Source organism: Streptomyces sp. NPDC048349 (genome assembly GCF_040651925.1).
Lineage (GTDB): Bacteria > Actinomycetota > Actinomycetes > Streptomycetales > Streptomycetaceae > Streptomyces.
On the sequence record NZ_JBEZLA010000038.1, the window covers coordinates 1 to 15668 of the forward strand.

Here is a 15668-nt window from a genome sequence, read left to right on the forward strand (position 1 = left end):
CCCCGGCCGGCGAGGCCGGCGGGGGCTGCGGGACGCGGTGGGCGCAGCGCCGCCGCTACTGGCGGACCTTCAGGACGTCACCCAGGACGTTGTCCGGAAGGAGCGAGTTGCACTGGAGTTCCGCCGCGTTCGTCAGGGCGTCGTCGCGACAGACGTAGAAGTCCTTGTAGGCCAGCTGCACGGCGTACGAGCTCATCGCCAGCAGGATCGCCAGCGAGGCCGTGACCAAGCCGCTCACCGCCGCCGTGCGCTGGGGGCGGGCCGCCTCGCCCAGGGCCGCCAGGCCCCCCGGGGCGGCCTCCCGGCCGGGTTGCGCCGATGCCGCCGGCTTGCCCCGCAGCGCGCTGACGCCCCAGTACAGGGCCAGCGCCCCCAGCAGCAGCCCCACCGACGGGATCCCGAAGATCCCGAAGAAGAAGCCCCACATGCCGGCGAGCAGCGCGTAGCGGGCCCGGCGCTGGATCGGGTCCGTCGGGTCCCAGCGCGCCGGGCCGCCCGGGCCGCCGGGACCGCCCCGGCCGCCGCCCTCGGGGTCCTGCCGGCCGTCGCCGCCACCGCCTTCGCCGTTGCCACCGCGGCGCGGCTGCCACGGCTGGTCGGGCCGGCCTTCCGGGGGAGCCGCGAAGGGGTTGTCGTCGGTGGGGGAGTCGGGCTGGCGGCGGTCCGGCATCGGGTGTGTTTCTTCCCCTGTGTCATGGACGTCCGGGCGACGTCGCGGCGGAGGCCAGGTGGGTGAGGCCTGTGCGGCTTGTAGGCCAGACGCTACCGCCCGGCCGTCACCCCGTCCCTCGGGGGCCGTCCGGTGTGCCGGTATCGTTGCAGGCGGTCGGTGGCTTCGTATGGTTCCCCGTATATCGGTACCCCGAAGTTTCGTATGACCACACAAAGACGAACACCGCATTCCCGTGAGAAAGGGCCTCCCATGGCCGCCTCCCGCCTGGTCGTGCTGGTCTCCGGTTCCGGCACCAACCTCCAGGCCCTGCTCGACGCCATCGACGCCCACCCCGGCGGCCCCGAGGGCTTCGGCGCCGAAGTCGTCGCCGTGGGGGCCGACCGCGAGAACATCGCCGGTCTGGAGCGGGCCGAGAAGGCCGGGATCCCCACCTTCGTGTGCCCGGTCAAGGCGTACGGCAGCCGAGCGGAGTGGGACACCGCCCTCACCGAGGCGACCGACGCCCACGCCCCCGACCTCGTCGTGTCCGCCGGATTCATGAAGATCGTGGGCAAGGCGTTCATCGACCGCTTCGGCGGCCGCTTCATCAACACCCACCCCGCTCTCCTCCCCGCCTTCCCCGGCGCCCACGGCGTACGGGACGCGCTCGCCTACGGCGCGAAGGTCACCGGCTGCACGGTCCACTTCGTGGACTCCGGCGTGGACACCGGTCCGATCATCGCCCAGGGTGTCGTCGAGATCCGGGACGAGGACGACGAAGCCGCTCTCCATGAGCGCATCAAGGAAGTCGAGCGCCAGCTGCTCGTCGACGTCGTGGGGCGCCTGGCCCGGCACGGCTACCGCATTGAGGGACGAAAGGTAACAATCCAGTGACCGCCGTAGAGACCGCAGAGAGCAACGAACCGACCACGACCCAGCGGCCGATCCGGCGTGCGCTCGTCAGCGTCTACGACAAGACGGGACTGGAAGAGCTGGCCCGCGGGCTGCACGAGGCGGGCGTCGCGCTCGTCTCCACCGGCTCCACCGCCTCCAGGATCGCCGCGGCCGGGGTGCCCGTCACCAAGGTCGAGGAGCTCACCGGCTTCCCCGAGTGCCTCGACGGCCGCGTCAAGACCCTGCACCCGCGCGTGCACGCCGGCATCCTCGCCGACCTGCGCCTGGAGGACCACCGCAACCAGCTCGCCGAGCTGGGCGTGGAGCCCTTCGACCTGGTGATCGTCAACCTCTACCCCTTCCTGGCCACCGTCCAGTCGGGTGCCACCCCGGACGAGTGCGTGGAGCAGATCGACATCGGCGGCCCGTCGATGGTCCGCGCAGCCGCCAAGAACCACCCGTCGGTCGCCGTCGTCACCAGCCCGGCCCGCTACGCCGACGTGATCGCCGCCGCCCGGGGCGGCGGCTTCGACCTCACCGCGCGCAAGCGGCTGGCGGCCGAGGCCTTCCAGCACACCGCCGCCTACGACGTGGCCGTGGCTTCCTGGTTCACGAACGCGTACGCCCCGCAAGAGGGAGCCGTCCTGCCGGAGTTCCTGGCCGGCGCTTGGGAGCGCAAGTCGACCCTCCGCTATGGCGAGAACCCGCACCAGGCGGCCGCCCTCTACACGGACGGCCGGCCCGGCGGGCTCGCCAACGCCGAGCAGCTGCACGGCAAGGAGATGTCCTTCAACAACTACGTGGACACCGAGGCCGCCCGCCGGGCCGCCTACGACCACGAAGAGCCCTGCGTCGCGATCATCAAGCACGCCAACCCGTGCGGCATCGCCGTGGACGCGGACGTCGCCGCCGCCCACCGCAAGGCGCACGCCTGTGACCCGCTGTCGGCCTTCGGCGGCGTCATCGCCGTCAACCGCCCGGTGACCGTCGAGCTCGCCGAGCAGGTCGCCGAGATCTTCACCGAGGTCATCGCGGCCCCCGGCTACGAGGACGGCGCCGTCGAGATCCTGGCCAAGAAGAAGAACATCCGCGTCCTGAAGGTGGACGGCACCCCGCACCAGCCGGGCGACCTCAAGCCGATCTCCGGCGGCGCACTGCTCCAGCAGTCGGACACGTTTGAAAAGGGGAGGGGCCAGGCCGAGGGCGACGACCCGGCCAACTGGACGCTCGCCACCGGCGACGCACTCTCCGCCGAGGAGCTCGCCGAGCTCGCCTTCGCGTGGAAGGCCTGCCGGGCCGTCAAGTCCAACGCGATCCTGCTCGCCAAGGACGGCGCCTCCGTCGGCGTCGGCATGGGCCAGGTCAACCGCGTCGACTCGGCGAAGCTCGCCGTCGAGCGGGCGGGCGCCGAGCGCGCGCAGGGCTCGTACGCCGCCTCCGACGCCTTCTTCCCCTTCCCCGACGGGCTGGAGATCCTCACGGCGGCCGGCATCAAGGCCGTGGTCCAGCCGGGCGGTTCGGTCCGTGACGAGCAGGTCGTCGAGGCCGCGAGGAAGGCCGGCGTGACGATGTACTTCACCGGCACCCGGCACTTCTTCCACTGATCCCGACGGACCGGTGAGAACGGCGAAGGCCGCGACCCGCACTGCGGGTCGCGGCCTTCGCCGTACGCGGTCTTGCGAGGATCAGAAGCGCGGACGCTTGAACCAGGCGACACCCGGCGCGGTGACCATGGCGGCGAGGATCAGGCCGCCGATGGCCAGGCTGATGACGCCGGCCGCGGGGCCGCCGCCCTCGGAGGCGCTGTTGGTGAAGTTGGCGAGGCCGCCGAGGATGGACAGCGCGCCGTAGACGATCGTCGTGATGCGCACGCCGTTGCCGCCCTTGGCGAACTTGGCGCCGAGGACGATGGCGAGCACGCCGAGGGCGAGCACGAAGACGCCGAGGGCGATCACGACGCCGCCGACCACGTCGCCCGCGGCGCCGCTGTCGGTGGTGGACAGCGCGGCGCCGCCGAGCAGCGCGAGAAGGCCGACGATGATCTGCAGGCCGCCCACGACGAAGAGCAGGACGCGCGCGGTCTTCACCAGACCCGGCATCTGCATCGGCGCGCCCGGGTAGCCGCCGGGGCCACCGGGGTAGGCCGGGTAGCCCTGGGGGGCCTGCTGCTGGGGGTAGGCGTAGCCGCCCTGCGGCGGAACGCCCTGCGGTGCCTGCTGCGGGTAGCCGTAGCCGGGCTGGCCCTGCGGGGCCTGGGGCTGCTGTCCGTACGGGTTGTTCGGGTCGCCGAAGCTCATCTTGGGGTGTTCCTCCGTGGAAGTGCGGGGACGCACGGCACGCGCGGAGGAAAGCTGTGTTCTACGGTCCGCCCCCCGGCACTGCCCGCGGCACTCTTTCCGGTCATCGTCGTCCGACCGGACCGGACTTGTCCAGCCGGGCGCTGCGGGGCCGGTGACTTGTTGTGCAAGTGCAATGAAGCCCATGGACCCGCGGGGCCGCGAGCGCCTTGACTGGAACCGGGGGCACTCCATCCGGGAGGATGGACACATGACCGCCCAGATTCTCGATGGCAAGGCCACCGCGGCCGCGATCAAGTCCGAACTGACCGCCCGTGTGGCGGCCCTCAAGGCCCGGGGCGTCACGCCGGGCCTCGGCACCCTGCTGGTCGGCGACGACCCGGGCAGCCGCTGGTACGTCAACGGCAAGCACAAGGACTGCGCCGAGGTCGGCATCGCCTCCATCCAGCGCGAACTGCCCGCGACGGCCTCCCAGGAGGACATCGAGGCGGTCGTACGGGAGCTCAACGCCAATCCGGAGTGCACCGGATACATCGTCCAACTCCCGCTGCCCAAGGGCATCGACACCAACCGGGTCCTGGAGCTGATGGATCCGCTGAAGGACGCCGACGGCCTGCACCCCATGTCGCTCGGCCGGCTGGTGCTGAACGAGCCGGGCCCGCTGCCCTGCACCCCGTACGGGATCGTCGAACTCCTGCGCCACCACGGCGTCGGGATCAACGGCGCGCACGTCGTCGTCCTCGGACGGGGCATCACCGTCGGCCGCTCGATCGGCCTCCTGCTCACGCGCAAGTCCGAGAACGCCACCGTGACGCTCTGCCACACCGGTACGCGCGACCTCTCCGGGCTGCTGCGCCAGGCGGACATCGTCGTCGCCGCGGCCGGCGTCCCGCACCTGGTCAAGCCGGAGGACGTGAAGCCGGGCGCGGCCGTGCTCGACGTGGGCGTCAGCCGCGACGAGAGCGGGAAGATCGTCGGCGACGTCCACCCCGGGGTCGCCAACGTGGCGGCCTGGATCTCCCCCAACCCGGGCGGCGTCGGCCCGATGACCCGCGCCCAGCTCCTCGTCAACGTCGTCGAGGCCGCGGAGCGGAGCACCAGTGCAGGCTGAGCGGGACGACGAGCACCCGGCGTCCGCCGCCGACGCCTTCCGGTCCCGCCGCTTCCCCTCGGTCACCCGGGACACCGCCCGTCCCGAGGGCAGCGGCCGGGCCGTGCCCGGAGCCGTGTCCACGCCCGCTCGGCAGTGGCCGATGCTCAGCGTGCTCACCGCGACCGCGGCCGGGCTCCTGGCGACCGCGATGGGGCATCCGCGGATCGGCTGCCTGGTGATCGGCGTGGCGCTGATCGCGGCCTCGGTGCTGCGGCGCGCCCTGCCCTCGGTGGGCATGCTCGCGGTGCGCTCCCGCTTCACGGACATGGTCACGTACGGGCTGCTCGGTGTGGCGATCACGCTGCTCGCGCTGGCGATCGAGCCCAAGCCGGTGCTGAACATCCCGTTCCTGGAGACGGCGGTCCGCTTCACCGTCCGCTGACCGCGCCGACACGGCGCTGCCGGAGCCGAATGGGCCCCCGGGGCTCCGGCGGCGCCAGGGTCCGATAGCCTGACCGCGGATGTCTCTTCACGTCAAGATTTACTGGGAAGCGGCGTCCTCCAGCACATGGGGCGGGGACGCCCCACCGCCAGCTGTCTAACGGAGAAGGCCATGACCCGCACTCCCGTGAATGTCACCGTCACCGGCGCCGCCGGCCAGATCGGCTACGCGCTGCTCTTCCGCATCGCCTCCGGCCACCTGCTCGGCGCGGACGTGCCGGTCAAGCTCCGCCTTCTGGAGATCCCCCAGGGCATGAAGGCCGCTGAGGGCACCGCCATGGAGCTCGACGACTGCGCCTTCCCGCTGCTCCGGGGCATCGACATCTTCGACGACCCGAACCAGGGCTTCGAGGGTGCCAACGTCGCACTGCTCGTCGGCGCCCGCCCGCGCACCAAGGGCATGGAGCGCGGCGACCTGCTCTCCGCCAACGGCGGCATCTTCAAGCCGCAGGGCAAGGCCATCAACGACCACGCCGCGGACGACATCAAGGTCCTGGTCGTGGGCAACCCGGCCAACACCAACGCGCTCATCGCGCAGGCCGCCGCCCCGGACGTACCGGCCGAGCGCTTCACCGCGATGACCCGCCTGGACCACAACCGCGCGATCTCGCAGCTGGCCGCCAAGACCGGCGCCGCCGTCTCCGACATCAAGCGCCTGACCATCTGGGGCAACCACTCGGCGACCCAGTACCCCGACATCTTCCACGCGGAGATCGCCGGCAAGAACGCCGCCGAGGTCGTCAACGACGAGCTGTGGCTGGCCGACACCTTCATCCCGACCGTCGCCAAGCGCGGTGCGGCGATCATCGAGGCCCGTGGCGCCTCCTCGGCGGCCTCGGCCGCCAACGCCGCCATCGACCACGTGCACACCTGGGTCAACGGCACCGCCGAGGGCGACTGGACCTCCATGGGCATCCCGTCGGACGGCTCCTACGGCGTCCCGGAGGGCATCATCTCCTCCTTCCCCGTCACCACCAAGAACGGCACGTACGAGATCGTCCAGGGCCTGGACATCAACGCGTTCTCCCGCGCCCGCATCGACGCCTCCGTGCAGGAGCTCGTCGAGGAGCGCGACGCGGTCCGCGAGCTCGGCCTCATCTGACGCGCGGCTCCACCCCCTTCGAAAGGCTCCGGCGCACAGCGCGCCGGGGCCTTTCGGCATCTTCCGGGCGCGCCCCTTTGGCGTGATCCGCCCTGTCCGGGCCGTGCCCGGCCCCGTACGGTTTCCTCCCACACCTGAGGGGGGACTCGGTGAGTGGCAGAGATCCGGACGGCAGAGCGCCCGTCCACCCGTCGCAGACGGAAGCGGGACGGCTCTTGTGCGCCGGGGCCTATCTCGACCCCGCGTACCGCGACCGGGTGATCGACGAGCTGTACGTCCACGAGGAGCGCTTCACCGCGCCCTCCTACGGATTCGACGCGGCCCGCGTCCTCGCCCACGCCCTGCGCGCCCGGCGCATCGAAACCGCCTGGGCCGCGGGGGTGGTGGCGGTGTGGGCGCTGGGCCTGCTGCTGCTCCAGACCTTCACCGTCTTCCTGGTCGTCCCCGCGCTCCTGCTCGGCGGCGCCGGCCGGATCAGGCGCCACCGCGACCGGACCGGCCGCGGCAGCCGCATCGTCGAGTACCTCCTGCGGGGTTACGCCGTCTGGATGCTCGGCAACGTCCTGTGGGGAGTCGTCGCCGGGTTCGCGGACAGCCCCGTCACGCCCCTGCGCTTCTCGGACGCGGACTGGTTCTTCCCGTACCTCGGCGAGGTGATCGCGCGGGACCCGCTCGGCATCTTCCTGCAGTGGCCGCGGATGGGACGGTTCCACGGGGAGGCCTACGCATGGACCGCCGTCCTCGTCTTCCTCCTGCTCACTACCGTTGCCGGGCTCCAGCGGGGCCACTTCGCCCGGGTCCTGCACGACTCGCTCGACCGGGAGGGCTACGCCGCCGGGGCGGGGGACCTGGTGGTGACGGGCCGGCGCTTCGGGCGGGCCCGCGCCCGGATCCAGCGGATCCAGCACGCGCCCCTGGTCCTGTACGACGTCGGCAACCCGTTCTGCGGCGCCGGGCGGGCGCACCTGCCCTGGCAGTTGTCCGTCGAACTGCGGCCGCGCGGCGACGGCGAGCCCGACCAGCTGGACAACGCGCAGATCGTGGACCGGATCCGGCCACGGCTGGAGGCCCTGCGCGTGCCGTCACCCCACGGCTCCCCGGACGCGGAGGCCTCCGTACTGGACCGGCTGCGCGAACTGGTCGTCGACGAGTGCGTGTTCCTGCCGGCCGACGGGCTGCCCGACGTCGACTCCCTGGACCTGTCGGACGAGGCGTTCGCCGAGCATCGGGCCGCCGCCGTCGAGGAGGGCGGCGAGCGGCGCCGGCACTTCCTGCGCGTGCGGATCGGCGGCTGGGACGAGAACCTCGTCCTCACCGTCTTCATCCGCGTGCACACGCAGGGCGGAATGCTGATGCTGGAGGTGGCGCCGCACGTCCTGCTGCCCGTCCGGCCGGACTTCCAGCGGGCCGACGACACCGTCCAGCGGCAGCGGCGCAGCACCCTTTTCGCCAAGGTGGTCTGGGCGGTCGTGAACGGGGCGGGCGCCCTCGGCCCGGCCCTGCTGACCCTGGCGCGCGCGGTCCGCATCCCGTGGCGGATGGCCACCGCGGGGCACGGCGTGGCGATTCCGGCGGGACCGGCCGTCTCCGTACGGGAGCTCGCCGCGCAGGCCGACGGCTCGCTGTTCCAGCTGATGGACCTGGACCGGTACGTGAAGACGGTCCAGGAGCGGATCGTCGGCGGGGTGGCCGTGGCCCTGCACGAGGCGGGCTGGCACACCAAGGAGTTCGCGGAGCGGGCCGTCAACGTCGCGGAGGGCGCGGTGTTCATCCAATCGGTGAACAACAGCGCCTTCGGCATCGGCGGAGTGAGCCACAACAGCGCGGTCAGCCACCAGGCGCCGGAGACGGACCGTGGCGCGGGCGCGGGCAAGGAGAAGGGGAGAGGCCGTGGCAACGAGCGGTGGTAGCGGGGGCGGCGGCGCGGAACAGTCCGCGGTACGGATCGGCGACATCCACGGCAGCAGCTTCAGCATCGGCGGCTCGCACAACACCAACAGCACCGTCCACCAGGGCGGTACGGGGGAGCGCGCGCAGCCGGGCGCCGAGGAACTGCTGGAGGCCGTACGGGAGCTGCGCGCGGCCCTCGTACGGCTGCCCCGCAGCCCCGAACGGGCGGCGCTCGACGGGGAACTGGACGAGGTGGCCGGTGAGTTGGAGGCCGGCGGCGAGGTGCGTCCGGGTCTGCCGGCCCGGTTGCGGGGGGCGCTCGAGAGATGGGCGCCGCTGGTGGACTCGGTGAGCGCGGCCACCGCCCTGGCCGGTCTGCTGACCTCACTGGGCGGCTGACGGTGGCCCAGGGGGAGGACGGGGCCCGCTGGAATCCGCGGTCGCAGCGGTGGGAGCGGGCGGCGCGGGCCGCGGCCCCGGCCGCCTCGGCCCCGGCCGCGGGGCAGCCGCCGGGCACGCCGCCCCCGACCGCTCCCGCGCCCCCGACCGCTCCGCCGCCCCCGACCGCTCCCGCGGCGCCGACCGCTCCGGCGACGCCGACCGCCCCCGCTGCGCCGGCTGCTCCCGCCGCGCCGGTCAGGTCCGCGCCGGGGGACGTGCCCCCGCCCTGGGCCACGTCCCCGTACGCGTACCCGCCGGTGCCGGCCCCCGCGCGGCGCCGGCGGATCTGGGTGGTGGGGACGGCGGTCGGCGTGGCCGTGCTCGCCGGCGCCGCCGTGGCCGGCCGGCTCTACCTGGGCGGCGAGGACCGGGGACCCGGTTCCGCGCAGGCCGAGTCCACGCAGGTGCGCGATACGGCGGCCGGTTTCTCGGTCCGCATTCCGGCGGGCTGGCAGGCCAGTCCGGGCGAGACCGGGTACGGCACCGTCTACCGCCCCGCCGGAGGCGACCGGAGCGCCGGCCTCCAGGTATTCCGGGCCACGGAGGACGCACAGACCGCCTGCGAGGTCCTGCGCGAGTCCACCGCGGAGCTGAGCAAGAGCCCCGGCTACCGGGAGATCTCGAGGGAGCCGGTGGCCGGGGAGGGCTGCGAGCAGGTCTACGAGTACGACGACCCCGCTTCGTCCGAGCCGGCCGCCCACGCCGTCGTCCGGCTCCTCGTCGCCGACAACGACACCCGCTGGGTGGTCATGGTGTACGGCCCCCGGACCGACGCCCCGCTCGTGCGCGAACGGCTCGCGGCGGCCGTCGGCTCCTTCCGGGCGGACTGAGCCGGGGGCGGCCGGGCCCACGCCGTCAGCTCTTGTACATGCCCGGCGTGTAGTGCCCGGGCACCATGCGCGTGGTGACGCCGATCCGGTTCCAGACGTTGATCGTCGCGATGACGCCGATCAGCTGGGCCAGCTCGCGCTCCTCGAAGTGCTTCGCGGCCTTCTCGTACACCTCGTCCGGCACGAAGCCGTCGGTCAGGACCGTCACCGCCTCCGTGAGCTCTATCGCGGCGAGCTCCTTCTCGGTGTAGAAGTGCCGCGACTCCTCCCAGGCGCCCAGCTGCACGATCCGCTCGACGCTCTCACCGGCCGCGATGGCGTCCTTGGTGTGCATGTCCAGGCAGAAGGCACAGTGGTTGAGCTGCGAGGCGCGGATCTTGACCAGTTCGACGAGGGCCGGGTCCAGACCCTTCTTGGCGGCGATCTCCAGGCCCAGGACCGCCTTGTAGACCTCGGGGGCGAGCTTCGCCATGTGCATGCGGGGGGTGTGCTCGGGCGCGTTCTGTGTGTGCGTCATGTGATCCACCGTAGGAGGCGGGCGGCCCGCCGCTATGGTCCATATCCATGACGGAATCCTGGGCCACTTTCGGCGCCGACCTGCACCTGGACCTCTCCTCCGGCCGCGGGTTGCGGGCCGGGCTCACCGAGGCGCTGCGCGAGGCCGCGCGCAGCGGGCGGCTGGCGGCCGGGACCCGGCTGCCGTCCTCCCGGTCGCTCGCCGCCGACCTGGGGATCGCACGGAACACGGTCGCGGAGGCCTACGCCGAACTCGTCGCCGAAGGCTGGCTGACGGCCCGCCAGGGCTCCGGCACCCGGGTCGCGGAGCGGGCGAGGCCGCGCCGGGCCGCGGCGGCCGCCCGGGTACGGCGTCCCGCGCGGCGCGGGCTCGCGTACAGCCTGCTGCCCGGCTCCCCGGACCTGAGCGGCTTCCCGAGGGCGGCCTGGCTGACGGCGGCCCGGCGGGCCCTGACCGACGCGCCGAACGACGCCTTCGGGTACGGGCCCGACGGGCGCGGCCGGCCCGAGCTGCGCGAAGCGCTGACCGGCTACCTGGCGCGGGCGCGCGGCGTGTACGCCGACCCGGAGCGGATCGTGCTGTGCGCCGGCTTCGTGCACGGGCTGACCCTGCTGGCCCGCGTGCTGCGGACGCGGCGGGTGCGCGAGATGGCGGTGGAGGGGTACGGCCTCGACATCCACCGGAACCTGCTCGCGCGCGCGGGCCTGCGCACCCGGCCGCTGGGGGTGGACGGGGACGGGGCGCGGACGCAGGAGCTGACCGCCGGGGCCGGCGCCGCCCTGCTGACCCCGGCGCACCAGTTCCCGACGGGAGCCGCCCTCACCCCGGCCCGCAGGGCAGCGGCCGTCGACTGGGCGCGGACCACCGGCGGGCTGATCCTGGAGGACGACTACGACGGGGAGTTCCGCTACGACCGCCAGCCGGTCGGCGCCCTCCAGGGACTGGACCCGGACCGGGTGGTGTACCTCGGCACGGCCAGCAAGTCGCTGGCTCCCGGGCTGCGGATGGGCTGGATGGTGGTCCCGCCGGGACTGCTGGAAGAGGTGCTGGCCGCCAAGGGCCTGAGCGACTGGACCTCCAGCGCCCTGGACCAGCTCACGCTGGCGGAGTTCATCACCTCGGGGGCGTACGACCGGCACGTGCGCGGCATGCGCCTGCGCTACCGCCGCCGCCGCGACGAGCTCGTGGCAGCCGTCGGCGACCGGGTCGGGGTTTCGGGGATCGCCGCGGGACTGCACGCGGTGCTGGACCTCCCGGCGGGGACGGAGCGCTCGGTGCTCCAGTCGGCGGCCTGGCAGGACCTGTCCCTGGACGGCCTGTCCGCCTTCCGCCACCCGGAGGCGGCCTTGCCGCCCCGCGACGCCCTGGTCGTGGGCTACGGCACCCCGCCGGACAGCGCCTGGACCCCGACCCTGGCGGCCCTGTCGGCGGCGCTGCCGTGACGGGGCGCCCCGGCCCGTCACCGCGCCGGCAGGGGCTCCGCGGCCTCCGGCGGCTCCCCGAAGCGGGCCAGTGCCAGTGCTCCGGTGACGGCCACCGCGAAGCCGAGGACCGCCAGCCAGGTCAGGCCCTCGCGGGTGCGGTCGCCGAGCCAGGCCACGCCGACCACCGCCGGGCCGACCGTTTCGCCCAGGACCAGGCCGGCCGTCGCCGCCGTCACCGAGCCGCGCTGGAGGGCCGAGGTGAGGAGGAGGAAGGCCGCGCCGCCGCCCAGGAGGAGGGCGTACAGGGCCGGGTTGCCCAGGTCCGTCACGGAGTCGATGAGGCGGACCGCGACTTCGACGACGCCGAAGCCCGTGCCCGACGCCAGGCCGAGTACGAGCGCCCGGGGCCCGTCGGGAAGCCGGCCCGCCACCGCTCCGACCAGCAGCACCAGCCCCGCCACTCCCAGCAGCCCCAGCTTCAGGGCGAGCGACCCGGCCCCCGTGCCCTCCGCCCCGGAGGCCAGCCCCAGCATCAGCAGTCCCGCGCACACCACCGCCACCGCGCCCCACTCGGTCCGCGACAGCCGGACCTTCAGCAGCCGGGCCGCGACCACCGCCGTCACCGCCAGGCTCGCGGCGAGCGCGGCCCCGACCGCGTAGATGGGGATGTGGCGCAGCGCGATGATCTGGAGCACGAAGCCCACCGCGTCCAGGCCCAGACCGGCGAGATAGCGCCACTGCCGCAGCGCCCGCAGCAGCAGCGCCGGGTCCACCCCGGAACCCGTCCCCGGCTCCGCCGCCCGCGCCGCGACCGCCTGCAGAACGGATGCCGTACCGAAGCAGACCGCCGCACCGAGCGCGCAAATCATCCCAATGAGCACGAACTGACTCTAGGTCACGGATCTGAGGACGGCCGGATTCCATCGGCCGGGGCCCCCGCTCTAGTCTGTCGGCAGCACGCCAGGACCTAGGGGGAGCAGCAGGTATGGACACCAGCAGCACCAACAAGCGCCGTATGCGCTCCGGCGCCGTCGCACTCGGCGGCATGGGCCTGCTCGCGGCCACGCTCGTGGCCTGCGGCAGCAGCAGCGAACCGGACAAGCGCTGCGCGTCCCGCTCCACGCTGGACCACCTGAACAACAAGGAGTGCAAGAAGGGCGGGACCGGCGCGTACTACTACGGCGGCACCGTGAAGAACGGCAAGGTCACCGGTGGCAGCTTCGACAAGTCCGCCGTCACCCGCGGCGGCATCGGCGGCCACTCCAGCTCCGGCTCCAGCGGCGGCTGAGGACACCGGAACCCATGCAGCGGCACACCATCGAGCCCCGCCCCGACTGGCAGAAGACCGTCGAGGAACAAGGGCTGATCTACCCCCTGACCCGCTACCCCGACGACTCCCTGCGCCCCTACTGGGACGAGAGCGCGTACTACTCCTTCTCCCTCCCCGAGGTGGAGGCGCTGGAGAACGTCGTCGAGGAACTGCACGCCATGTGCCTCGCCGCGGCCGCGCACATCGTCGAGCACGACCGCTTCGCGGACCTCGGCATCACCGACCCGAAACTGGCCGCGCTGATCGCCGAGTCCTGGCGCCGCCGCGCCGAACAGCCCTCCCTGTACGGCCGTTTCGACCTGCGCTACGACGGCACCGGCAGCCCGGCCAAGATGCTGGAGTACAACGCCGACACCCCCACCTCCTTGGTGGAGGCGGCCAGTCCGCAATGGTTCTGGATGGAGGAGCGCTTCCCCGGCGCCGACCAGTGGAACTCCCTCCACGAGCGCCTCGTCGACGCCTGGCGCCGGCAGGCCGAGCTGCTGCCGCCCGGCCCGCTGCACTTCGCGCACTCCGAGACCGACGAGCTCGGCGAGGACCTGATGACGGTCGCCTACCTCCAGGAGACCGCCGAGCAGGCGGGCCTGGACACCCAGGCCCTGTCCGTCGAGCAGATCGGCTGGGACAGCCTGTCCGGCCGCTTCGTGGACGAGAAGCTCCGCTTCATCCGCAGCTGCTTCAAGCTCTACCCGTGGGAGTGGCTGGCCACCGACCAGTTCGGCCCCCAGGTCCTCGGCACCTACGACCACGGCGGCGGCTCCGGCACCACCTGCTGGATCGAGCCGCTGTGGAAGATGCTGCTGTCCAACAAGGCGCTGCTCGCCATCCTGTGGGAGCTCTTCCCGGAGCACCCGAACCTGCTGCCCGCCTACCTCGACGGCCCGCGCGAGCTGGCCGCGGAGGGCGGTTACGCCGCCAAACCGCTGCTGGGCCGGGAGGGCGCCGGCGTCACCCTCCACGAACCCGGCGGTGAGCCGTTCACGGCCCGGGACGACGAGAAGTACTGCTTCCAGGGCCTGGCCCCGCTGCCCGACTTCGACGGCAACCGGGTGGTGCTCGGCGCGTGGGTCGTCGAGGACGAGGCGGCGGGACTGGGCATCCGCGAATCGGCGGGGCCGGTCACGGACGAGTACGCCCGCTTCCTGCCCCACGTCATCCTCTAGTGCTCCGACCGGTTTCCGGTCAGAGCACTGGACACCCCCGGCCGGGCCCAGGGGGCCGGGTGGGGTCCTGCCCGGCAGGGGCCGGTCAGGCGCGGCCGGTCAGGCGAGGACCGACCTGAGCTGCTCCAGCCCCCAGTCCAGGTCCTCCTTGCTGATCACCAGCGGCGGGGCGATCCGGATCGTCGAGCCGTGGGTGTCCTTCACCAGCACGCCCCGTTCCATCAGCTTCTCGGAGATCTCCCGTCCGGTCCCGCGGGACGGGTCGATGTCCACGCCCGCCCACAGCCCCCGTCCCCGTACGGCGGTCACCGCGCCCCCGCCGACCAGCAGGCCCAGCTCCCGGTGCAGGTGGTCGCCGAGCTCGGTGGCGCGCTGCTGGTACTCGCCGGTCTTGAGCATCGCGATGACCTCCAGGCCGACGGCGCAGGCCAGCGGGTTCCCGCCGAAGGTCGAGCCGTGCTCGCCCGGCCGGAACACCCCGAGCACGTCCCGGTCGGCGACCACGGCCGAGACGGGGACCACGCCGCCGCCGAGCGCCTTGCCGAGGACGTACACGTCGGGGACGACCCCCTCGTGCTCGCAGGCGAACGTCCTGCCGGTGCGGCCCAGCCCCGACTGGATCTCGTCCGCCATGAACAGGACGTTCCGCTCGCGCGTGAGCTCCCGTACGCCGCTCAGGTACCCGGCGGGCGGTACCAGCACCCCCGCCTCGCCCTGGATCGGCTCCAGCAGGACGGCGACCGTGTTCTCGGTGACGGCGTGGGCCAGCGCGGTGAGGTCGCCGTACGGGACGATCTCGAAGCCCGGCGTGTACGGGCCGAAGTGGTCGCGGGCCTCGTGGTCCGTGGAGAAGGAGACGATGGTCGTCGTCCGGCCGTGGAAGTTGTCGGCGGCGACCACGATCTTCGCGTGGCCGTCCGGGACGCCCTTGACCTCGTACCCCCACTTGCGGGCGGTCTTCACGGCCGTTTCCACGGCCTCCGCCCCCGTGTTCATGGGCAGCACCATCTCCTTGCCGCACAGCGAGGCGAGTTCGGTGCAGAAGTCGGCGAAGCGGTCGTGGAAGAAGGCGCGCGAGGTGAGCGTGACCCGCTCCAGCTGCGCGCGGGCGGCGTCGAGCAGACGGCGGTTGCCGTGCCCGAAGTTGAGCGCCGAGTAACCGGCGAGCATGTCCAGGTACCGGCGGCCCTCCACGTCCGTCATCCACGCGCCGTCCGCGGACGCGACGACGACGGGCAGCGGGTGGTAGTTGTGCGCGCTGTGCGCTTCGGCGGAGCGGATGGCATCAGCAGTTGTCGACACGGGGTCTCCGATCGTCCGTCAGGCCTGTGACGAGGGTGGCGTCACTGTCCATCCTCGCTCGCGAACGGGACGGAGAAACCTTTCTTGCGGCGCGCCCGCTAAGGTGGTCGGTACGCACGGCGACTGGCGTACGGAGAACGAACTCCGGGGGAGTCGTGCGCGCTCGACCGCAGACAGGGCCGCTCGCCTGGGCCTCGCGGGGTACCGATCACATCGACCCCGGAGGAGCCCG

The 15668-nt window shown here is 73.0% G+C and carries 16 protein-coding genes and 1 riboswitch; of the genes, 11 read left to right on the forward strand and 5 right to left on the reverse strand.

The window, feature by feature from the left end; all coding sequences use genetic code 11:
* Nucleotides 1-55 precede the first annotated feature (55 nt).
* The gene (locus AB0D44_RS21020) at nt 56-670 is read right to left on the reverse strand and encodes a hypothetical protein (protein ID WP_362593053.1); all 615 of its coding nucleotides are present in this window, start codon (nt 668-670) and stop codon (nt 56-58) included.
* 252 nt (nt 671-922) lie between these two features.
* Between AB0D44_RS21020 and purN the strand changes: the two genes are divergently transcribed.
* Together purN and purH are read left to right on the forward strand one after the other, a co-directional pair.
* Nucleotides 923-1546: a phosphoribosylglycinamide formyltransferase gene (purN, locus tag AB0D44_RS21025; protein WP_362593056.1), complete on the forward strand. Its 624-nt coding sequence runs from the start codon at nt 923-925 to the stop codon at nt 1544-1546.
* On the forward strand, nt 1543-3150 hold the full coding sequence (purH, locus tag AB0D44_RS21030; RefSeq protein ID WP_362593058.1) for a bifunctional phosphoribosylaminoimidazolecarboxamide formyltransferase/IMP cyclohydrolase: 1608 nt from the start codon (nt 1543-1545) through the stop codon (nt 3148-3150). Before purN ends, purH begins: the two co-directional genes overlap by 4 nt.
* Before the next feature lie 81 nt (nt 3151-3231).
* Here the strand turns inward: purH and AB0D44_RS21035 are convergent, their stop codons facing one another.
* On the reverse strand, nt 3232-3843 hold the full coding sequence (locus AB0D44_RS21035) for a hypothetical protein (RefSeq protein ID WP_362593061.1): 612 nt from the start codon (nt 3841-3843) through the stop codon (nt 3232-3234).
* Between the two features lie 250 nt (nt 3844-4093).
* On the opposite strand from AB0D44_RS21035, the gene AB0D44_RS21040 reads away from it, so the two are divergent.
* The 6 genes from AB0D44_RS21040 (at nt 4094) to AB0D44_RS21065 (ending at nt 9700) form a co-directional block, all read left to right on the forward strand.
* A complete protein-coding gene (locus AB0D44_RS21040; RefSeq protein WP_362593064.1) occupies nt 4094-4954 on the forward strand; it encodes a bifunctional methylenetetrahydrofolate dehydrogenase/methenyltetrahydrofolate cyclohydrolase in 861 nt (286 codons plus the stop codon).
* A complete protein-coding gene (locus tag AB0D44_RS21045) occupies nt 4944-5378 on the forward strand; it encodes a DUF3017 domain-containing protein (protein ID WP_362593067.1) in 435 nt (144 codons plus the stop codon). Before AB0D44_RS21040 ends, AB0D44_RS21045 begins: the two co-directional genes overlap by 11 nt.
* A 171-nt stretch (nt 5379-5549) precedes the next feature.
* Nucleotides 5550-6539 carry a malate dehydrogenase gene (locus tag AB0D44_RS21050; RefSeq protein ID WP_362593070.1) on the forward strand — a complete coding sequence of 330 codons (990 nt, stop codon included), beginning with the start codon at nt 5550-5552 and terminating at the stop codon, nt 6537-6539.
* Nucleotides 6540-6688: 149 nt separating this feature from the next.
* A complete protein-coding gene (locus tag AB0D44_RS21055; RefSeq protein ID WP_362593072.1) occupies nt 6689-8449 on the forward strand; it encodes a hypothetical protein in 1761 nt (586 codons plus the stop codon).
* Entirely contained in the window at nt 8430-8828 is a 399-nt protein-coding gene (locus AB0D44_RS21060) for a hypothetical protein (protein WP_362593075.1), read from the forward strand. The genes AB0D44_RS21055 and AB0D44_RS21060 overlap by 20 nt, the downstream gene beginning before the upstream one ends.
* Before the next feature lie 2 nt (nt 8829-8830).
* Complete coding sequence (locus tag AB0D44_RS21065; protein WP_362593078.1) at nt 8831-9700, forward strand: hypothetical protein; 870 nt, start codon at nt 8831-8833, stop codon at nt 9698-9700.
* A gap of 25 nt (nt 9701-9725) precedes the next feature.
* On the opposite strand, the gene AB0D44_RS21070 is transcribed toward AB0D44_RS21065, so the two are convergent.
* Nucleotides 9726-10217, reverse strand: a complete 492-nt coding sequence (locus tag AB0D44_RS21070) for a carboxymuconolactone decarboxylase family protein (protein WP_362593080.1) — start codon at nt 10215-10217, stop codon at nt 9726-9728.
* Nucleotides 10218-10264: 47 nt separating this feature from the next.
* Here AB0D44_RS21070 and AB0D44_RS21075 point away from each other — a divergent pair, with 47 nt between their 5' ends.
* Nucleotides 10265-11659, forward strand: coding sequence for a PLP-dependent aminotransferase family protein (locus AB0D44_RS21075; protein ID WP_362593083.1), 1395 nt, complete (start codon nt 10265-10267; stop codon nt 11657-11659).
* A gap of 17 nt (nt 11660-11676) precedes the next feature.
* On the opposite strand, the gene AB0D44_RS21080 is transcribed toward AB0D44_RS21075, so the two are convergent.
* On the reverse strand, nt 11677-12510 hold the full coding sequence (locus tag AB0D44_RS21080) for a hypothetical protein (RefSeq protein ID WP_362593242.1): 834 nt from the start codon (nt 12508-12510) through the stop codon (nt 11677-11679).
* Nucleotides 12511-12626: 116 nt separating this feature from the next.
* Between AB0D44_RS21080 and AB0D44_RS21085 the strand changes: the two genes are divergently transcribed.
* Nucleotides 12627-12929 carry a hypothetical protein gene (locus AB0D44_RS21085; protein ID WP_362593085.1) on the forward strand — a complete coding sequence of 101 codons (303 nt, stop codon included), beginning with the start codon at nt 12627-12629 and terminating at the stop codon, nt 12927-12929.
* A gap of 14 nt (nt 12930-12943) precedes the next feature.
* The gene (locus tag AB0D44_RS21090) at nt 12944-14134 is read left to right on the forward strand and encodes a glutathionylspermidine synthase family protein (protein WP_362593088.1); all 1191 of its coding nucleotides are present in this window, start codon (nt 12944-12946) and stop codon (nt 14132-14134) included.
* 99 nt (nt 14135-14233) lie between these two features.
* On the opposite strand, the gene rocD is transcribed toward AB0D44_RS21090, so the two are convergent.
* Nucleotides 14234-15436, reverse strand: a complete 1203-nt coding sequence (gene rocD, locus AB0D44_RS21095; RefSeq protein WP_362593091.1) for an ornithine--oxo-acid transaminase — start codon at nt 15434-15436, stop codon at nt 14234-14236.
* A gap of 109 nt (nt 15437-15545) precedes the next feature.
* Nucleotides 15546-15636: riboswitch (ZMP/ZTP riboswitch) on the forward strand.
* The last annotated feature ends 32 nt before the right edge of the window (nt 15637-15668 follow it).